The sequence below is a fragment of the Rathayibacter agropyri genome (genome assembly GCF_013249015.1).
In the GTDB taxonomy this organism is placed as follows: Bacteria; Actinomycetota; Actinomycetes; order Actinomycetales; family Microbacteriaceae; genus Rathayibacter; species Rathayibacter agropyri.
In genome coordinates this window covers 58,297-74,586 of sequence record NZ_JABRPL010000006.1, presented here as the reverse complement: position 1 = coordinate 74,586, position 16,290 = coordinate 58,297, and the positions used below count along the sequence as shown (strand labels likewise).

Genomic DNA, 16,290 nt, shown 5'->3' with positions numbered 1-16,290 from the left:
TTCCCGCGACCCCCGCAGCGCATCCCGCGCCACACGGTCCGCGGAGGCGGATGCATGGAAGGCGCACGATGACGGACGGTACGAGAGTCCAGCACACCGAACTCTCGCGGGAGCGCGAGTACGTGGCGGCGCTCTACGCCCGCCTGGACGAGCTGATCGCCCAGGCCCGCAAGGCGCTGGACACGGTCCGGATCGAGAGCGTCGGCGGCAACCACCAGAGCCGCTCCGAGCGCGACGCTTACGCGCGGCTCTACGAGGACCGCATCCGCTCGCTCACCGGCGCCGACGACCGGCTTGCGTTCGGCCGCCTGACCCTCGCCGAGGGCGACTCCGAGCACCGCTACATCGGCCGCATCGGCTTGCGCGACGAGGAGCAGGACACCCTGCTGCTCGACTGGCGCGCCCCGCAGGCCGCCGCCTTCTACCAGGCGACCGCCGCCCGGCCGATGGGCACCCGCGCGCGCCGGCATCTGACCACGCGGGGTCGCGACGTCCTCCGCTTCGAGGACGAGGTCTTCGACGAGGAGTTGCTGCGCGAGGGCACTGTGCTCCAGGGCGAGGGCGCACTGATGGCCGCGCTCGGGGCCCAGCGCACCGGGCGGATGCACGACATCGTGGCGACCATCCAGAGCGAGCAGGACCGCATCATCCGCTCGGAGCTGCGCGGCGTGCTGGTTGTGCAGGGCGGCCCTGGCACAGGCAAGACGGCCGTGGCACTGCACCGCGCCGCCTACCTCCTCTACTCCTACCGCGACCGCATCGCCTCCTCCGGCGTGCTTGTCGTCGGCCCTTCGCGCTCCTTCCTGCGCTACATCGAGGCGGTCTTGCCCTCGCTCGGCGAGACGGGCGTCGTGCTCGCCACCCTCGGTCAGCTCTACCCCGGCCTCGATCTCATCGACGAGGACGTCCCGGCGGTCGCGCGGGTCAAGGGCTCAGCGCGGATGGCGGAGTTGCTCAAGCGCGCGGTCCGCTCGCGCCAGGTCGTCCCCGCCGAGACGCAGGTGCTCGACGTGAACGGCGAGAAGCTCCGGCTGGAGCCGCAGGACGTGGAGCGCGCGATCACCCGCGCCCGCGACTCCCGCAAGCCGCACAACGAGGCACGCGTCACGTTCGTCAAGGCGATGGTCACGCAACTCACCCGCCAGCTCGCCGATCAATTGCGCAGCCACGGCAACACAGTCGATGAGGCCGACGAGGCGGTGCTGCGTGAGGACGTGCGGACCGCGTACGACGTGCGCGTCGCCCTCAACACGGCATGGTTGCCGCTCACGCCCGAGAAGCTGCTCCAGGACCTTTATGCGCGGCCGAACTGGTTTGCATCTCTCACGCCGCGCTGGACGCCCGCTCAGCGGGCGCTCCTCCGCCGAGATCGCGACAGCTCCTTCACGGTCTCGGACGTGCCGCTGCTGGACGAGGCCGCCGAGCTGCTCGGTGCCTACGACGACCACGCCGACGCGTCGAAAAAGGCCGAGAAGGAGCAGCGTCGCCGCGACATCGAGAACGCGGAGGCGGCCATCCGCAATATGGGCGTCGAGGGCCTCGTGAACGCGAAGGACCTCGCATCGGGCTTCGCCGAGCGAACCTTCGTCGGCACCGCCGCCGAGCGCGCGGCCGCCGACCGCTCCTGGACGTACGGACACGTCGTGGTCGATGAGGCTCAGGAGCTCTCGCCGATGCAGTGGCGGGTACTGCTGCGCCGATGCCCGATGCGCTCGTTCACGATTGTCGGCGACGTCGCCCAGGCGTCCGGCGCCTCCTCAGCCACCAGTTGGGACGCCGCCCTGCGCGACACCTTCGGCCGTCAGGGCCGCGGGGTGGAGGCAGCGCCGTGGCGCCTCGAGGAGCTGACGGTCAACTACCGCACGCCCGCCCAGATCGTGGCATTCGCTGAGCGGGCGGCGCGCGAGAACGGGCTCGAGATCACGCCCGGTCAGGCGGTCCGCTCGACGGAGTGGCCGGTCCGGACCATCCGCGACCGCGGCGAGCGTCCACTCGCCGAGCGCGTGCTCGCGGCGGTGGCAGAGGACCGCGCGATCGAGGCGGAGGGAACCCTCGCCGTCATCGCGCCCGACGACGAACTCGCCGCGATCGCCTCGCGCCTCGCGGCTGAGTACGGCCGGGAGGTCGGCCGCGGAGCGACGGGGCTCGACCGCCCGATCGCGGTCCTCTCGACCAATGACGCCAAGGGACTTGAGTTCGACTCCGTCGTCATCGCCCGACCCCGCCTGATCGCGCAGACCGGCGAGCGCGGCGCCGCTTCTCTCTACGTGGCGATGACCCGGCCGACGCAGCGCCTCACCCTGGTGGAGTGAGCGCCCGCAGCCGACTCAGTGGGAGGCGGCGTCCGCGACGGGTACGGGGAGACCGGTCCGATCGAGGCGCTGGATCAGCGCGGTGAATGCGTTCGACAGTGCCTCATCGAGGGCGGGGCCACCGTGCCCCTCATTCTGAAGCAGTTCAAATTCGGTCGTGACGCCTGCCGCTTCGGCGGAGTCGGCAAGCTCGCGGGTCCACTGCGCGAAATTGCCATCCGTCTGTCCGACGGTGAAATATTGCCAGCTCTGGGAATAGTCGGCGCCGGAGCCGCCGAGTACACTTGCGGGCTTCAAGGAATCGTAGAGAGCCGTGTCGCCATTCAGTGCATTCTCGAGCGTCTCGTGCTCCTGATCCTGGCCGGGGAAGGCCTCGCCGGCGATGCTGATGGCGTTCTTGAACACGTCCGGGAACTTAGCGCCGAGCAGGGCAGCGCAGGTGCCTCCATTGGAGTAGCCCGCCACGGTCCACGCGCTCGGGTCCGGGAGGACGTTGAGCGAGCGGCGGATCCAGTTGACGACATCCACCGAGATGTAGGTCTGTGCTGCGCCGAACGACGTCACATCCGAGCACAGCGGATCATCCACCGGACGCCCGATCTGATCGGCGATCACGACGATCGGAGACCACCCGTCGTGTGCGCTTGCGATGGTGTCCATGGCCTTCCCGACTCTCTTGGGATCCGTTGACCCTGGCTGCCCCATCATCATGACGACGACCGGCAGGTCGGGCGGGTCGGCCTGCAACGCCGCGGGAGGGAGGTAGATCCCGGCGCTGCGTGCGGGGAACCCCGAGACCTCGGCAGGAATGGTGGCGGTGCCAATCGCACCGTGCGAGGGGCGGTCCTTCGGCGCCTGCCCCTGCTCCGGCGCACCCGGCTGGCGCAGCGGAGGCAGTGCGATCGGGCCGACCGTGGATGTTCCGAGGATCTCGGCTGGGGTCGAGGTGAGTCCGTAGTCGAGATTGATTCCGATTCCCGCCGCGATCAGGAAGGAGAAGACAGCGACGATCGCGACGAGGCGCCGCCAGAGTGCGGTGCGCAGCATGCTCGCGATCGCGAGACCGGTGCCGGCGGTGAAGATAACGACCCACAGGTGTGTTCCCGCGCTCAAGGGCGTCCCGAAGGAGTGGAGCAGGCCCTCGACAACCACAAGCAGCAGAACTCCTGCGGCGGCACCGCTGAATAGTCCGATGGCGAAACCGCGCAGCCGCTTGGAGTCGTAGCGGCGGGCGAGGATGACGATGAGTGCCAGGCCGGCTGCGCCGAACGCCAGTTTGGGCACCTTCCCCGAGAGAAGTTGAAGAGAGAGCAGGGCGTCGAGCAATGTCATCCTCCGAAGTCGCCGGGAGTGGTCCCGGCCGAGGAGAGCGTAGTGATGGCGCCTGCAGTGCCGTGAGCGTGGCGCGAAAACTACGCTGACTCCTGGCCGGCCGTGCGTGGCGATCACGCGTTCCTGCTCGGCGGAGCCGGTACGGCTCTGCGGATGTTGAGGTCCGTGGTGTTTCTGACGGCGTCGGCGTCGGGCGCTCGTCCCGCGCCACTTCCCTCTCCTTCGTCGTGCACGGCTCCGCCCTAGGATTGGAGCATGAGCAGTGAAAACCTGACCAAGCCCGAGGTCGACGCCCCCGAGGGACCGGCCCCCGACTCCCTCGTCGTCGAGGACATCGTGATCGGCGACGGCGCAGAGGCGCAGCCCGGTTCGACCGTCGAGGTGCACTACCTCGGCGTCGAGTACGACACTGGCGAAGAATTCGACTCCTCGTGGAGTCGTAACCAGTCGATCAACTTCCCTCTGAACAACCTGATCCGCGGTTGGCAGCAGGGCATCCCCGGCATGAAGGTCGGCGGCCGTCGCAAGCTGGTCTGCCCGCCCGCGCTGGCCTACGGCCCGGCCGGCGGCGGGCACCCCCTCTCGGGCAAGACCCTGATCTTCATGATCGACCTGCTCGGTACCAAGTAGCCCCGAGCCCACGACGAAGGCGCAGCTCCTAGCGGGGCTGCGCCTTCTTCACGCGGTCGACCAGCTCGCGCCAGGCGCCGTCGAGTTCGGTCTCGCCGAGGCGCACGCGATGCGTCTGCACGCGGATCTCGTAGACGAAGCGGTCGGCTCGGCCAGGGGAGTCGGCGTCGGAGTCGTCCCACGGCAGCGAGCGGAGGAGGTCGAGCCAAGCGCGTTCGTCGGGCTGCTGCTCGACGTCGACCCGCCACACGCGGCGGAGCCCGGCGAAGCCGCCACTGCGCGACACGATGACGTCCATGCGCGCGATGCTACCCGCCGGGAAGCGGTCGGTGCCTCACTCCGCTAGTACGACCCCCACCGTCGTCCAGCCCGTGCGCACCGCGGCGTCGACCTCGGAGTCGGGCCCGTAGCGCTGTGCCGCCGCAGCGACGGTGAGCGCCGCGAAGTCCTCGAAGTCGGCCGTTGCCGTGAGTACGCCCCCGGTCAGCACGTCGTACCAGACCTGCCCCGCCCGCTCCCACGCGTGCCCCCGGAGGGTGGTCGCCGCCACGGCGAAGGCGCGGTTGGGGATGCCGGAGTTGATGTGCACGCCGCCGTTGTCGTCCTCCGTGTCGACGTAGTCGGCCATCGAGCCGGGCTGGGGATCGGAGCCGAGTACGTCGTCGTCGTACGCGGTGCCCGGGGCGATCATCGAGCGCAGCGCCGTGCCCTGCACTTCGTCGGTGAACAGGCCCTCGCCAATCAGCCAGCTCGCGTCCTCCGCGCTGTGGCCGGAGCCGAACTGTTCGAGCAGGGCGCCGAACACGTCCGAGATTGACTCGTTGAGTGCGCCCGACTGGCCGCGGTAGACGAGGTTGGCCGTATATGCGGTGATGCCGTGCGCGAGTTCATGGCCGATCACGCTCTGCGAGACGGTGAAGCGCCGGAAGACCTGGCCGTCGCCGTCGCCGAAGACCATCCGCGAGCCGTCCCAGAAGGCGTTGTCGTACTCGTCCCCGTAGTGCACCGTCGCATCCAACGGCAGCCAGGCGTCGTCGATGGAGTCGCGGCCGTACGCCTCCCGCAGGAACGTCGACATCGCGCCGAGGCCGTCGTAGGCCTCGTCGGCCGCTGCGTCCCCCGTGGCCGGCTCGCCCTCGCGGCGAACAACGGCGCCCGGAAGGGTCTGAGTGGTCCGTGCATCGCCGATAGTGCGCTGTAGCGACTGCACCCGATTACGCGGCGAGGGCATGGCTGTGGCGGTCGGTCCGCCGTGACCGGGGGCGGGCTCGCCCGGGCGAACGCGGCGGAAGGGCACGTCCTGCTTTAGGGAGCGGCTCGCCGCCCGTGCGGCCCTCTCGAACGCGGGGTCGTCGAGACGGGCGATGCGGACGAGGAGATACGGCGGCACGACAGTGTGTCTCATGGGGTGATCCTCGCATCGACCTCCGACACGGTCGCGGGGTCGTCCTGATGGCCCCTGATGCTGTAAAGCCGGGCGAGCGGTAGCGTGGGCGAAACGAGCGGTTTCCAGCGAAGCGGGGTCCTGCCCCGAAGACACGAGGGCGGACATGGGCATCATTACGCGGGGCTTCTTGGGTAAGCGGGAGACGAATCCCGACCTCCCGCCTGGCCAGTACCTCGAGAGTGGCTTCCCCGTGCTCTCGATCGGCCCGACTCCGAACATCCACGAGTGGGCCTTCTCGATCGACGGCGGACCGGCCGGCGTTCGCCGCTGGACCTGGGAGCAGTTTGCCCAGCTTCCGCACGAGGACGTGCACACCGACATCCACTGCGTGACGCGCTGGTCGAAGCTCGGCACCAGCTGGCGGGGCGTCTCGGTCGACACCCTGCTCGAGGGCATCCAGAGCGACGCCGGCTTCGTGATGGCGCAGAGCTTCGGCGGCTACACCACCAACCTCCCACTCGCCGAGATCCGCGGCGGGAAGGCGTGGGTCGCCACTGAGTTCGACGGGAAGCCGCTCGCCGCCGAGCACGGCGGCCCGGCCCGGCTGCTGGTGCCGCACCTCTACTTCTGGAAGAGCGCGAAGTGGGTCAGGACGCTGCGCCTGATGCCGGGGGACGAGCCCGGCTTCTGGGAGCAGAACGGCTATCACATGCACGGGGATCCGTGGACCGAGGAGCGCTACTGGTGAGGTGGACGGAGGCGGTGGCCGACTCGGTCACCCCGCTCACGCCCACTGCGCGCCTGCTCTCACTCCGCGTTCCCGGCTGGCCGGGTCACCTGGCCGGGCAGCACCTCGACGTGCGACTGACCGCTCCCGACGGCTACCAGGCGAGCCGCTCGTACTCGATCGGCGCGCCCGCCGAGGGCGAGAGGGTCGAGCTGGCGATCGAGCGGCTCGAGGACGGCGAGGTCTCGCCGTACCTGGTCGACGTTCTGGAGCCGGGTGACCGGCTCGAGGTCCGTGGGCCGGTCGGCGGCTGGTTCGTGTGGCGACCCGAGCAGACCGAGCCGGTGCAGCTGATCGCGGGCGGGAGCGGCGTGGTGCCGCTGATGGCGATGGCGCGCGAGCACGCGCGAGCCGGGAGCGCGGCGCGGATGCAGCTGCTCTACTCAGTCCGCTCGCCCGTGTTCGCCTACTACCGCGAGGAGTTGGCGGCGCTCGCCGAGCAGCCCGCCGGCTCGGGTGGGGTCGCGGTCGACCATGTCTTCACCCGGGTGGCGCCACCGGGAGCCGCGCGCTCGGCCGGCCGCGTCACTCCGGAACTGCTCGCCGCGGCCGCGCTGCCGGTCGCGCTCGAGCCCACCGTCTACGTGTGCGGCCCGACCTCGTTCGTCGAGGCGGTCGCCACCGCCCTGGTTGAGCAGGGCCACGCCCCCGCGCGTATCCGCACGGAGCGCTTCGGCGGCGCCTGAGGCCCGCTCCTTCCCCGTCGTCAGCGTCCACGATGGGTCCCTCGGGTCGTCGGGGAGGTCGCGCCAGTCCCACCATCGAGAAGGCCGCTCTGCGGGCGAGGAATGTCGTCTGCCTCTGCAGACCGGGAGAGTGCTACAGCGGCCTGGGCAACCGGGGACGACCCTGGCTTCACGTTCGTTTCACCATTGCCGAGCAGCATGCCCGCATGATCACTCCACCAACACGTACGCATCGATGGTCGGCGCGCCTCGGAGCAACACTCTCGCTCGCTCTGGTCGCCGGTGGGATCCACCTGGCCTCCGGGATGGGTGAGTCTCCGGCCGCGGCCGACGTCTCCGCCCCTCTCACGATCCCAATCGACGGAGGCGCCGCCGCGATCGATCCCGGGACTCTTGCCGTCACTTTCCTCCCGACCTCGGGTCCTCCGGTCGTCTGGTCCGCCCCGACGCCGAGCGACCTCGGACAGCCCACGTCGTTGGCCGTCGGAGGCGAGGGGACTCTTTCCTGGGGCTACGCGAACTCGGACCTCCGTGTCCAGGTCTCAGAACAGGACGGCCGCCTGGGCATTGAACTCGATTCCCCGACGAACCGCGCCATCACCTGGCCCGTCACGGCGACGGAATCAACGACACGGTCGATTGAATTCCCGAACGGTGAGGGCCAGTCGATTCCGGTCGATGACCAGTTCTGGTGGTCCGAGGACGCGCAGCTCACTCAAAATCCGTGGAACATGACCGATAACTTCACCATGCCGTTCTGGGGGACGACCCTCGCCGATTCCGGCGTGAGCTACATCGTGGACGCCGACACAGACATCGGCACACAGGTCACCTTCGCTCCGAAGAATGACCGTCTAACTGCGTCGGCCGAGCACACCTTCGATAGCACCCTCCAGACGTCGAAGTTCCGGGTCACTATGGCCGCCACAGACGGCAATCCCGTCGCAGCAGCCCAGGACTACCGTCGCCTTCTGCTTTCACGGGGAGGTATCACGACGCTCGATGAGAAAATCGCCGCGAATCCGGAGAACCGTAAACTCATCGGAGCATTTCACGGCTATCTCTGGGGGGACGGTGACGACCCGACCATAATCGGTCGGCTGCAGGACCTCGGTATTCGGAACGCGTGGCTCGGATACAATACCGGCACCACATCAATGAGCCCGGCGACCGTGAAGGCAGCGAACGATGCCGGCTATCTCGCGGCCCCCTACGACACGTGGGAAAACGCCCAGGACCCGGCTTCGTCCGACAGTTTGACGAGCGTGTGGCCCGGCGACATCTGGCCGAACGGCTGCGTCACGGATGCGAACGGCGTCTCCCTCAAAGGTTTCCAAGGCCGAGGATGCACGCTGAGCAGTTCGGCAATGGCCACCGCGGAAGCTGAGAAAGGCGTGATCACCGACCGCGTTCGGCAACTCTCGGCAAACGGCGTGACCTCCTACTTCCTCGACGTCGACTCCACGGGTGACCTCGCTCACGACTTCACGCCGAGTCACCCGCAGACACGGGCGGAAGACCGTCAGAATCGTATTGATCGTCTCGGGAAACTCGCTGCCGGGCAATTCTCCGACGGAAAGCCGCTCGTTGTCGGTTCCGAGAAGGCCGAGTGGTGGGCGAACCACGCGCTCAGCTACTCCCACGGATCGAGCACGGCGCTCTCGACCGGTATCTGGATGCTGCAGAAGGACAAGAAGCAGTGGGGTGCCTACTGGCCCGACGAACGTCCGACCTTTTTCTTCAAGCCTGTGAAACTCTCCGATGCCCTCGCCAAGGAGATGGTCGATCCTCGCTTCCGCGTACCGCTCTACGAAACGGTTCTGCATGACTCTGTCGTCTCCACTGACCGATGGGAGATGGGCCTTTATAAGTTTGAGGGACTCGAGAAGGAGCGCACCCTCGTCAACCTACTCAACAACACACCGGCAATGCTCTCGCTGGATCACCGCCTCCTCGACGAGCACGGTCAGCAGATCGCGGCAATGCAAGCGTTCTTCACTGTTCTGCAGGACGCTGCCGGCACAGATCCACTGACGTCATTCGAACGCATCTCGCCTGACGTGCAGCGCACCTCGTTCGGCGACGAGGACGCGCCTGCGTCGCTCACGGTCACCGTCAATTTCGGCAGCACGGATGCACCTGAAGCCGCCGCCGGCTGCGCCGTCGCAACAGTAGCGGGCCACACGCCGCAGACATTCTGCCCCTAGGCCCACACCCTTCGCTCCCCGCGAGATGCCACTTGAGTACGCGACACCCCGGGCGCACTCAAGAGGCGTCTCGCGGAGGGGGAGGGGGCGGGTCAGTCGAAGGAGACGGTGCGGTTCTCGCCTATGGTGGGCTGTCCGCCGGTGACCGCCGCCTTGAGGACCTTGAAGAGCACGACCGGGCGTGGCTCGTTCGTCGCCCACAGCTCGACGGTTTCGGCGTCGACGCGGATCAGCGCGACGCTCGGGTCGTCCTTGCCGTCGGGGAACCAGCCCGCGACGGCTGGCGACCACAGCTCGTTCACTTTTGCGCGATCGTGCACGACTGTTGCCGATCCCGCGACTGAGAGGTAGCCCTTCTTCGACTCGAACGCCACGTTCACGCTCGGGGTCGCGCGGATGTCGTCGACTTTGGGAGAGGGGTCCTGCGTGAAGAACCAGAGCTCGCCGTCGAAATCGATGTTTTGGGCGGCGAGCGGACGGCTGACGAGCTGGCCTGTCGCGTTGACGGTGGTGAGCAGCCCGATCTTCGCGCTCTTCACGAGTTCGGTGATCTGCGCGCGGTCGTTGGAGTCGGCGGGAGCGATCTCGGTCTCAGTCATGTCCTCGACGCTACGCGGACCGCGGCGGGCCGCAAGGGGTGGCGACGCCTCTAGGCCCCTGTCTAGCGTCGAGGGATGGACACGAATTCGACCTACACTGCCATCCTGGACAGCGGAGCGGAGCAGGAAAGCATTCGCCTCGAGCTCATCGATGGCTCCCCGCAGCGCTCCTTCACCCGGGTGGCCGATATCGACGGCGAGGAGGTCGAGGTCGTCTGGGAGCGTGAGCCCGACGACGACGGGTTCCACGTCTACCGTCCGGTGCGGGTGAAGGGCCGCGACGACGACAGCGGAGCCATCTCGGACGAGCAACTCACCGACGGCGGTGGAGCGGACGCGGCCTCGGGCGACTGATCTGCGTCGCCAGGCCGACGATCCACTGAACAGCGGCTCGGTCAGGCCGTCGGATGCGGCGCGTCGTAGGCGCGGAAGCCCGGTCGCAGCCGCAGTACCGCGGCGATGATCGCCAGCCCGCCCGCCAGCGGTGGCAGCCAGAGTAGCGCGAGCGACGCGAGGAGGCCGGTGTAGAGGTCGCCGATCCGCGGCCCGCCGGTCACCACGACGATGAAGACGCCCTGGAGCCGTCCGCGCATGTTGTCGGGCACAGCGGTCTGGAGCATCGTCTGGTCTGGAGCATCGTCTGCCGGAAGATCGAACTCACGTTATCGGCCGCTCCGGCTCCCGCCAGAGTCACAGCCGCGAGGGCGATCAGTCCCGGGTTCCACCGCGTTCGTCGCGGTCAACAGGGAGAGCGAGAGCGGAGTCTCGGTGCCGAGCCAGGCGAGCGAGGCGATGCCCGCGGTCGAGCCCAGGCGACAACGGCAGCGAGCAACAGCACCAACCGTCGGTCGACGGCGTCGGCGAGCATCCCGCCGTACAGTCCGGCGAGCACCGTCGGCACGAGGGCGACCCACGCCGACCATCGCCACCGTGAGGGTCGATCCGGTGAGCTCATAGACATGCAGGGCCGACGGCGACGATCGTCATCTGGCCGCCGATCCCCGAGATCACGTTGCCCGCCCGGAGCCGAGCAAAGGCGGGGGATTCGCGGAGGGGAGAAACGTCGAGGACGTGGCTGCGCTTCGGGGCGCGCGGGGTCTGGCTCACTCTGCCCATTCTCCTGAGTGCCGCGCGCCAGGCGGGAGGGAGCCGATCGGCACCCCAGGAGGCATCCCCTAGGGTGGGGAGCATGAGCACGTCATCCGACGAAGCGCCCGTGCGTGAGGAGCCTCCTGCCCCGTCAGTAGCCGGGGCCGCCCCTTTGCGACGCACGATGCGCGCCGCCGCTCGGGCAGGCGCACGCCGTGCCGCGGTCGTCCCCGGTGGTCGGCGCTCCTCCCGCAACCCCGCCGCGAGCGAGCACGGCGGTTGGCGACGATACGGACCGGCCGTCCTGTCAATCGCGCTCGCGCTGTTCGCCGTCCCGCTCTCGTTCTTCGTCTGGTACGCCCTTATTTCCCTGGGGGCTTACCCCGGCAATAAGGCCGTCAGCGATCTCATCGTGGGTGTCCTATACACCGCGTTCGTGCACGCGATCCTGCTCGCTGGGATCCTGCTCGCCATCTCCTCGATCCAGGCGCGCCGCCGCGAGGGGCGCCCGCCTATCGCAGGCTGGATCGGTGTCGTGCTCAACGCGGTCGTGCTCATCTACTGGGAACTGCTCGTCTCCCCGTGGCTGGTCGTGCTCTGGAACCGGGCCATCGGCTCCTGACAACACCAACTCCTGACAACACCAACTCCTGGCAACACCGGCTCCTGGCGCTGCTCTGGTAGGCTCGTCCAGTTGCCGTTTGACGGCCGCGGATGAAGAGAGCCCACGCATCAGGCGCCGGGCACCGCGCAACGAGAGAGAGGGGATCCCACCTATGGCACTCGAAGCAGATGTCAAGAAGGCGATCATCGAAGAGTACGCGACCCACCCGGGTGACACTGGATCCCCCGAAGTGCAGGTGGCCGTCCTGACCAAGCGGATCAAGGACCTCACCGAGCACCTCAAGGAGCACAAGCACGACCATCACTCGCGTCGTGGGCTGCTGCTGCTCGTGGGTCAGCGTCGTCGACTCCTCGGCTACCTGTCGGATGTGGACATCAACCGCTACCGCTCGCTGATCGAGCGTCTCGGTCTCCGCCGCTAGTTCCTCACGGAGCGAGCGCGGGGTCTCGATGACACCGCGAACTTCTTGCCGGACGGGCCGTCCTCCCTCGGGAGGGCGGCCCGTTCTGTGTTCGCGGGGTCGTCACGGCAGCGGCGCCGGCCGTTGGACGCCGCCCCACGAGAATCCCGTCGAGGCCGCGAACCAGTCGGCTGCAGCACGTTCCCGCGCGGCGTCCGCCTCCTGACGGCCCGGCGCCGTCAGGGCGTCGACCAATCCGGGTAGGGCGATCCGCCACGCGGCGGCGCTGCGCTGCGCGCGGGCCCAGTCGCGGCTGCACACCGGATCGGCCGCGGCGGCACCAAGAGCGGAGGGTGAGGTCACCTCCCAGCCCGTCCCCGACTCCGCGACGGCGACTGCGCAGGTCAGGGCGGCACCCCGGATGACGCTGTCCGGCCCTGCGGAGGAGCCGATCACCTGGTCCTGCGCCGCCACGACCGCGGTGAGGGCGAGCTGGATGCGGGTCGACGCCTCGTCTGGACGCGGCGTGATCCGCCCGTCACCGGCCGAGACTGACGCGGACGATCCGGGAGCAAGAAGCAGGCCAGACGACGACTGCGACGCGTGCAGACTGAGCAGCCCCGTCACTCCGTCTGTCCCGCTCGCCACTCCGCGCACCGACGCGTCGCCAAGGCTCCAGACAACGGGCGTGCGGTTGTGCAGTGTCAGCCGGCGGTGGTCCTCGTCCACGCACGCGACGAGGTGGCCGGCCGGCACTCCCGCTCCACCCTCGAAAGCAGAGGACGAGGCGAGCAGCTCGCGGGCGTCGACGCACTGGGCGGGCGCGTCGGTGGGGACAGCCGCGGGGAGCAGTGCGCCGTGGACGGCCATCGCTGCCGCGGCGATCAGCACGCCTGCCGCCAGGAGAAGCGTCACGCCTCGACCGCCCACCGCGCTACCTCCTGCTCGGAGGCTAGACCCGCTCGAGCACTCCGGCGACGCGTCCTGGGCGGAGAGGGTCGCGGACCACGACGCTGGATGAGCTGTCATCTCCGCTTGCAGGGCGTCGGTACTCCGGCGCAGGCGCCTCGCTCGGTACTCCTGTGCAGGCGCCCCACAATGGAGAAATGAAGCTTTTCCCGTTTGGCCGCCGCGACGCGAACCCCTTGCCTTCCGACGATCGCGGCTCAGGCACGCTGGACGACTACGACTACGAGCTGCGCCCGAAGCGACGCGGCGAGACTCTGCTCGGCCTTGCCGACTCCCGCCCGCACCAGGACGAACTCACTCGGGTCCTCGCCCTCGGCGACGGGGACGTCAGTGCGGTGATTCCGCGCCGCACCCCGGAGGAGGACCGGGTCGACGCACCGATGCCGGTGCGCCTGTTCGCCGCACAGCGTCCGTCGGCCCTGGTCGGGTTCGTGCCGCGCGGCCTCGAGAACGTCGTCGACGCAGCGCTGGCCCGGCTGTCGGAGGCGGGAGCGTCGCCGCGCATCCCCGCCCGGATCGTGAAGGCCAGGGGCGGACTCCGCGTCCACCTCCTGATGCACGAGACCCGCGGCTGACCCGGTGCGGATCGCCGTACCGCGCGGATTCCTGGAGGAACCGCGCCGCTGCTGATAGCATCAGACGGTTCCGAATCCGAAAGCGACCGCCGGTCGACACCGGATTCGAACCACGGAGCAGGCTGGCAGGAAGCTGGTCCTCGGTGGTGGAGTCCCGGTCAGCGACACATGACAGCCCGGAGCTTTTCTACTGGTGGCCAGCACGAACGCCCTCCACACGACGGCACGGCGAGAAGCCTTGCCGTCGGATCGTGTCGATTCCTGACCAGACCTCTGCTCCGACGAACGCCGGCGCCCAGAAGGGGCGTCGCCGCAGACGTTGAAGGAGACAGACCTCTTGGAAGGTCCTGAAATCACATTCGCCGAAGCCGTTCTCGATAACGGCTCATACGGCACCCGCACGGTCCGCTTCGAGACCGGCCGCCTCGCGCAGCAGGCTCAGGGAGCGGTCGCCGCGTACCTCGACGAGGACACCATGCTCCTCTCGGCGACGTCGGCGTCAAAGAACCCGAAGGACAACTTCGACTTCTTCCCGCTGACCGTCGACGTCGAGGAGCGCTCCTACGCCGCCGGCAAGATCCCCGGTTCGTTCTTCCGCCGCGAGGGCCGCCCCTCCACCGAGGCGATCCTGGTCTGCCGTCTGATCGACCGGCCTTTGCGCCCGTCGTTCGTCGAGGGCCTGCGCAACGAGGTTCAGATCGTCATCACGGTCCTCAGCATCGCGCCCGACGAGTTCTACGACGCCCTCGCAATCAACGCCGCGAGCGCCTCGACCCAGATTTCGGGTCTGCCCTTCTCCGGCCCCGTCGCCGGCGTTCGCCTCGCGCTGATGTCCGACGGCTCCGGCAACGACCAGTGGGTCGCCTTCCCCAAGGCCTCGCAGCTCGAGAACGCCGTCTTCGATCTCACCGTCGCGGGCCGCGTCGTCACCAACGAGGACGGCTCCTCCGACGTTGCGATCATGATGGTCGAGGCCGAGGCCACCGAGTCCTCCTGGAACCTCATCAAGGCGGGTGCGACCAAGCCCAGCGAGGACGTCGTCGCCGAGGGCCTCGAGGCCGCCAAGCCCTTCCTCCGCTTGCTCGTCGAGGCGCAGGCGAAGCTTGCGGCCGACACCGCGAAGCCGGTCAAGGACTACCCCGTGTTCCTGCCCTACGCGCAGGAGACCTACGACAGCGTCGCCGAGTTCAGCTACGACGAACTCGTCCGGGTCTACCAGATCGCCGACAAGGTCGAGCGGCAGGATGCGGACGACGCCCTCAAGGCGCGCGTTAAAGAGCAGATCGCCGAGCGCATTGCGTCCGGTCAGCTGTCCGCCGAGGCCTACAACCAGGTCGGCGCGGCGTACAAGTCCGTCACGAAGGTGGTCGTTCGCGGCCGCATCCTCCGCGATGGTGTGCGCATTGACGGTCGCGGCCTCGCGGACATCCGTCCGCTCGACGCCGAGGTGCAGGTCATCCCGCGCGTCCACGGCTCGGCGATTTTCCAGCGCGGCGAGACCCAGATCCTGGGCGTCACCACGCTGAACATGCTCAAGATGGAGCAGCAGATCGACTCGCTGTCGCCCGTCACCAAGAAGCGCTACCTGCACCACTACAACTTCCCGCCCTACTCGACCGGTGAAACCGGCCGCGTCGGGTCGCCGAAGCGTCGCGAGATCGGGCACGGCTTCCTCGCCGAGCGCGCCCTCGTGCCGGTGCTGCCGACCCGCGAGGAGTTCCCCTACGCAATCCGCCAGGTCTCCGAGGCTCTCAGCTCCAACGGCTCGACCTCGATGGGCTCCGTCTGCGCCTCGACCCTGTCGCTGCTCAACGCGGGTGTGCCGCTGCGCGCCCCTGTCGCGGGCATCGCAATGGGCCTGGTGTCCGATGTCGTCGACGGTCAGACCCGCTACGCGGCGCTGACCGACATCCTGGGCGCCGAGGATGCGCTCGGCGATATGGACTTCAAGGTCGCCGGTACGTCCGAGTTCGTCACGGCCATCCAGCTCGACACGAAGCTCGACGGCATCCCGTCGTCGGTCCTCGACGCCGCGCTCAAGCAGGCGAAGGATGCCCGCACCACGATCCTCGCGGTGCTCACGGCGGCCATCGACCAGCCCGACGAGATGGCCCCGACCGCGCCGCGCGTGATCTCGGTGCAGATCCCCGTCGACAAGATCGGTGAGCTGATCGGCCCCAAGGGCAAGACGATCAACGCGATTCAGGACGAGACCGGCGCCGACATCTCCATTGAGGAGGATGGCACCGTCTACATCGGTGCCGTCGATGGTCCGTCGGCGGAGGCCGCTCGCGCACAGGTCAACGCCATCGCGAACCCGACCAACCCCGAGATCGGCGAGCAGTTCCTCGGAACCGTCGTCAAGATCGCGACCTTCGGCGCGTTCGTCTCGCTGCTCCCGGGCAAGGACGGACTGCTGCACATCAGCGAGGTTCGCAAGCTCGCCGGCGGCAAGCGCGTTGAGAACGTCGAGGACGTCCTCGGAGTCGGCCAGAAGCTGCTCGTTCAGATCACCAAGATCGATGATCGTGGCAAGCTGTCCCTTGCGCCCGTCGTCGCCGACGAGACTCCCGTCGAGGTCCCTGTCGAAGGCTGATCCCTTCCGCACGACTGTGACGCCCGTCCCACTCCGGTGGGGCGGGCGTCGCGTTGTTTCGGCGGGCATGGGATACGGTAGCGAGACCGTGCCGCC

At 68.5% G+C, this 16,290-nt stretch carries 18 protein-coding genes; 10 read left to right on the top strand and 8 right to left on the bottom strand.

The genetic code is table 11. From position 1 onward, the window contains the following. Positions 1–68: 68 nt before the first annotated feature. The gene (locus HRF29_RS13100) at positions 69–2,312 is read left to right on the top strand and encodes a HelD family protein (RefSeq protein ID WP_173249287.1); all 2,244 of its coding nucleotides are present in this window, start codon (positions 69–71) and stop codon (positions 2,310–2,312) included. Positions 2,313–2,327: 15 nt separating this feature from the next. Here the strand turns inward: HRF29_RS13100 and HRF29_RS13095 are convergent, their stop codons facing one another. Beyond that, positions 2,328–3,644, bottom strand: coding sequence for an alpha/beta hydrolase (locus tag HRF29_RS13095; protein ID WP_173249286.1), 1,317 nt, complete (start codon positions 3,642–3,644; stop codon positions 2,328–2,330). 255 nt (positions 3,645–3,899) lie between these two features. Here HRF29_RS13095 and HRF29_RS13090 point away from each other — a divergent pair, with 255 nt between their 5' ends. Beyond that, positions 3,900–4,274, top strand: a complete 375-nt coding sequence (locus HRF29_RS13090) for an FKBP-type peptidyl-prolyl cis-trans isomerase (RefSeq protein WP_173249285.1) — start codon at positions 3,900–3,902, stop codon at positions 4,272–4,274. 28 nt (positions 4,275–4,302) lie between these two features. Here HRF29_RS13090 and HRF29_RS13085 read toward each other — a convergent pair whose 3' ends face one another. Both HRF29_RS13085 and HRF29_RS13080 read right to left on the bottom strand, forming a co-directional pair. Continuing rightward, a complete protein-coding gene (locus HRF29_RS13085) occupies positions 4,303–4,572 on the bottom strand; it encodes a protealysin inhibitor emfourin (RefSeq protein ID WP_173249284.1) in 270 nt (89 codons plus the stop codon). 36 nt (positions 4,573–4,608) lie between these two features. Then, positions 4,609–5,679, bottom strand: coding sequence for a M4 family metallopeptidase (locus HRF29_RS13080; RefSeq protein ID WP_173249283.1), 1,071 nt, complete (start codon positions 5,677–5,679; stop codon positions 4,609–4,611). 145 nt (positions 5,680–5,824) lie between these two features. On the opposite strand from HRF29_RS13080, the gene HRF29_RS13075 reads away from it, so the two are divergent. The 3 genes from HRF29_RS13075 (at position 5,825) to HRF29_RS13065 (ending at position 9,341) form a co-directional block, all read left to right on the top strand. Continuing rightward, complete coding sequence (locus HRF29_RS13075; protein WP_173249282.1) at positions 5,825–6,409, top strand: molybdopterin-dependent oxidoreductase; 585 nt, start codon at positions 5,825–5,827, stop codon at positions 6,407–6,409. Further along, entirely contained in the window at positions 6,406–7,134 is a 729-nt protein-coding gene (locus HRF29_RS13070) for a ferredoxin reductase (protein ID WP_343043744.1), read from the top strand. The genes HRF29_RS13075 and HRF29_RS13070 overlap by 4 nt, the downstream gene beginning before the upstream one ends. A gap of 731 nt (positions 7,135–7,865) precedes the next feature. Further along, positions 7,866–9,341 (top strand): glycoside hydrolase, encoded by a 1,476-nt coding sequence (locus tag HRF29_RS13065; RefSeq protein ID WP_222929654.1) that lies wholly within the window; start codon positions 7,866–7,868, stop codon positions 9,339–9,341. A gap of 92 nt (positions 9,342–9,433) precedes the next feature. Here HRF29_RS13065 and HRF29_RS13060 read toward each other — a convergent pair whose 3' ends face one another. Beyond that, entirely contained in the window at positions 9,434–9,940 is a 507-nt protein-coding gene (locus tag HRF29_RS13060; RefSeq protein WP_173249279.1) for a pyridoxamine 5'-phosphate oxidase family protein, read from the bottom strand. A gap of 75 nt (positions 9,941–10,015) precedes the next feature. Here HRF29_RS13060 and HRF29_RS13055 point away from each other — a divergent pair, with 75 nt between their 5' ends. Next, positions 10,016–10,294: a hypothetical protein gene (locus HRF29_RS13055; RefSeq protein ID WP_173249278.1), complete on the top strand. Its 279-nt coding sequence runs from the start codon at positions 10,016–10,018 to the stop codon at positions 10,292–10,294. A gap of 41 nt (positions 10,295–10,335) precedes the next feature. Here HRF29_RS13055 and HRF29_RS15395 read toward each other — a convergent pair whose 3' ends face one another. From HRF29_RS15395 to HRF29_RS15390, 3 genes are read right to left on the bottom strand one after another with little or no spacing between them, the layout of a single operon-like run. Further along, complete coding sequence (locus HRF29_RS15395; RefSeq protein WP_173249277.1) at positions 10,336–10,560, bottom strand: hypothetical protein; 225 nt, start codon at positions 10,558–10,560, stop codon at positions 10,336–10,338. 42 nt (positions 10,561–10,602) lie between these two features. Next, entirely contained in the window at positions 10,603–10,863 is a 261-nt protein-coding gene (locus HRF29_RS15555) for a hypothetical protein (protein ID WP_173249276.1), read from the bottom strand. A gap of 28 nt (positions 10,864–10,891) precedes the next feature. Further along, complete coding sequence (locus tag HRF29_RS15390) at positions 10,892–11,047, bottom strand: hypothetical protein (RefSeq protein ID WP_173249275.1); 156 nt, start codon at positions 11,045–11,047, stop codon at positions 10,892–10,894. A gap of 82 nt (positions 11,048–11,129) precedes the next feature. Between HRF29_RS15390 and HRF29_RS13035 the strand changes: the two genes are divergently transcribed. Further along, entirely contained in the window at positions 11,130–11,651 is a 522-nt protein-coding gene (locus tag HRF29_RS13035) for a hypothetical protein (protein WP_173249274.1), read from the top strand. Positions 11,652–11,805: 154 nt separating this feature from the next. Then, positions 11,806–12,075, top strand: a complete 270-nt coding sequence (gene rpsO, locus HRF29_RS13030) for a 30S ribosomal protein S15 (protein WP_068252328.1) — start codon at positions 11,806–11,808, stop codon at positions 12,073–12,075. 102 nt (positions 12,076–12,177) lie between these two features. Here rpsO and HRF29_RS13025 read toward each other — a convergent pair whose 3' ends face one another. Continuing rightward, a complete protein-coding gene (locus tag HRF29_RS13025; protein WP_173249273.1) occupies positions 12,178–12,969 on the bottom strand; it encodes a hypothetical protein in 792 nt (263 codons plus the stop codon). A gap of 191 nt (positions 12,970–13,160) precedes the next feature. Here HRF29_RS13025 and HRF29_RS13020 point away from each other — a divergent pair, with 191 nt between their 5' ends. Both HRF29_RS13020 and HRF29_RS13015 read left to right on the top strand, forming a co-directional pair. Further along, positions 13,161–13,598, top strand: coding sequence for a hypothetical protein (locus tag HRF29_RS13020; protein WP_173249272.1), 438 nt, complete (start codon positions 13,161–13,163; stop codon positions 13,596–13,598). Between the two features lie 337 nt (positions 13,599–13,935). Beyond that, positions 13,936–16,194 carry a polyribonucleotide nucleotidyltransferase gene (locus HRF29_RS13015; RefSeq protein WP_173249271.1) on the top strand — a complete coding sequence of 753 codons (2,259 nt, stop codon included), beginning with the start codon at positions 13,936–13,938 and terminating at the stop codon, positions 16,192–16,194. Positions 16,195–16,290: the final 96 nt, after the last annotated feature.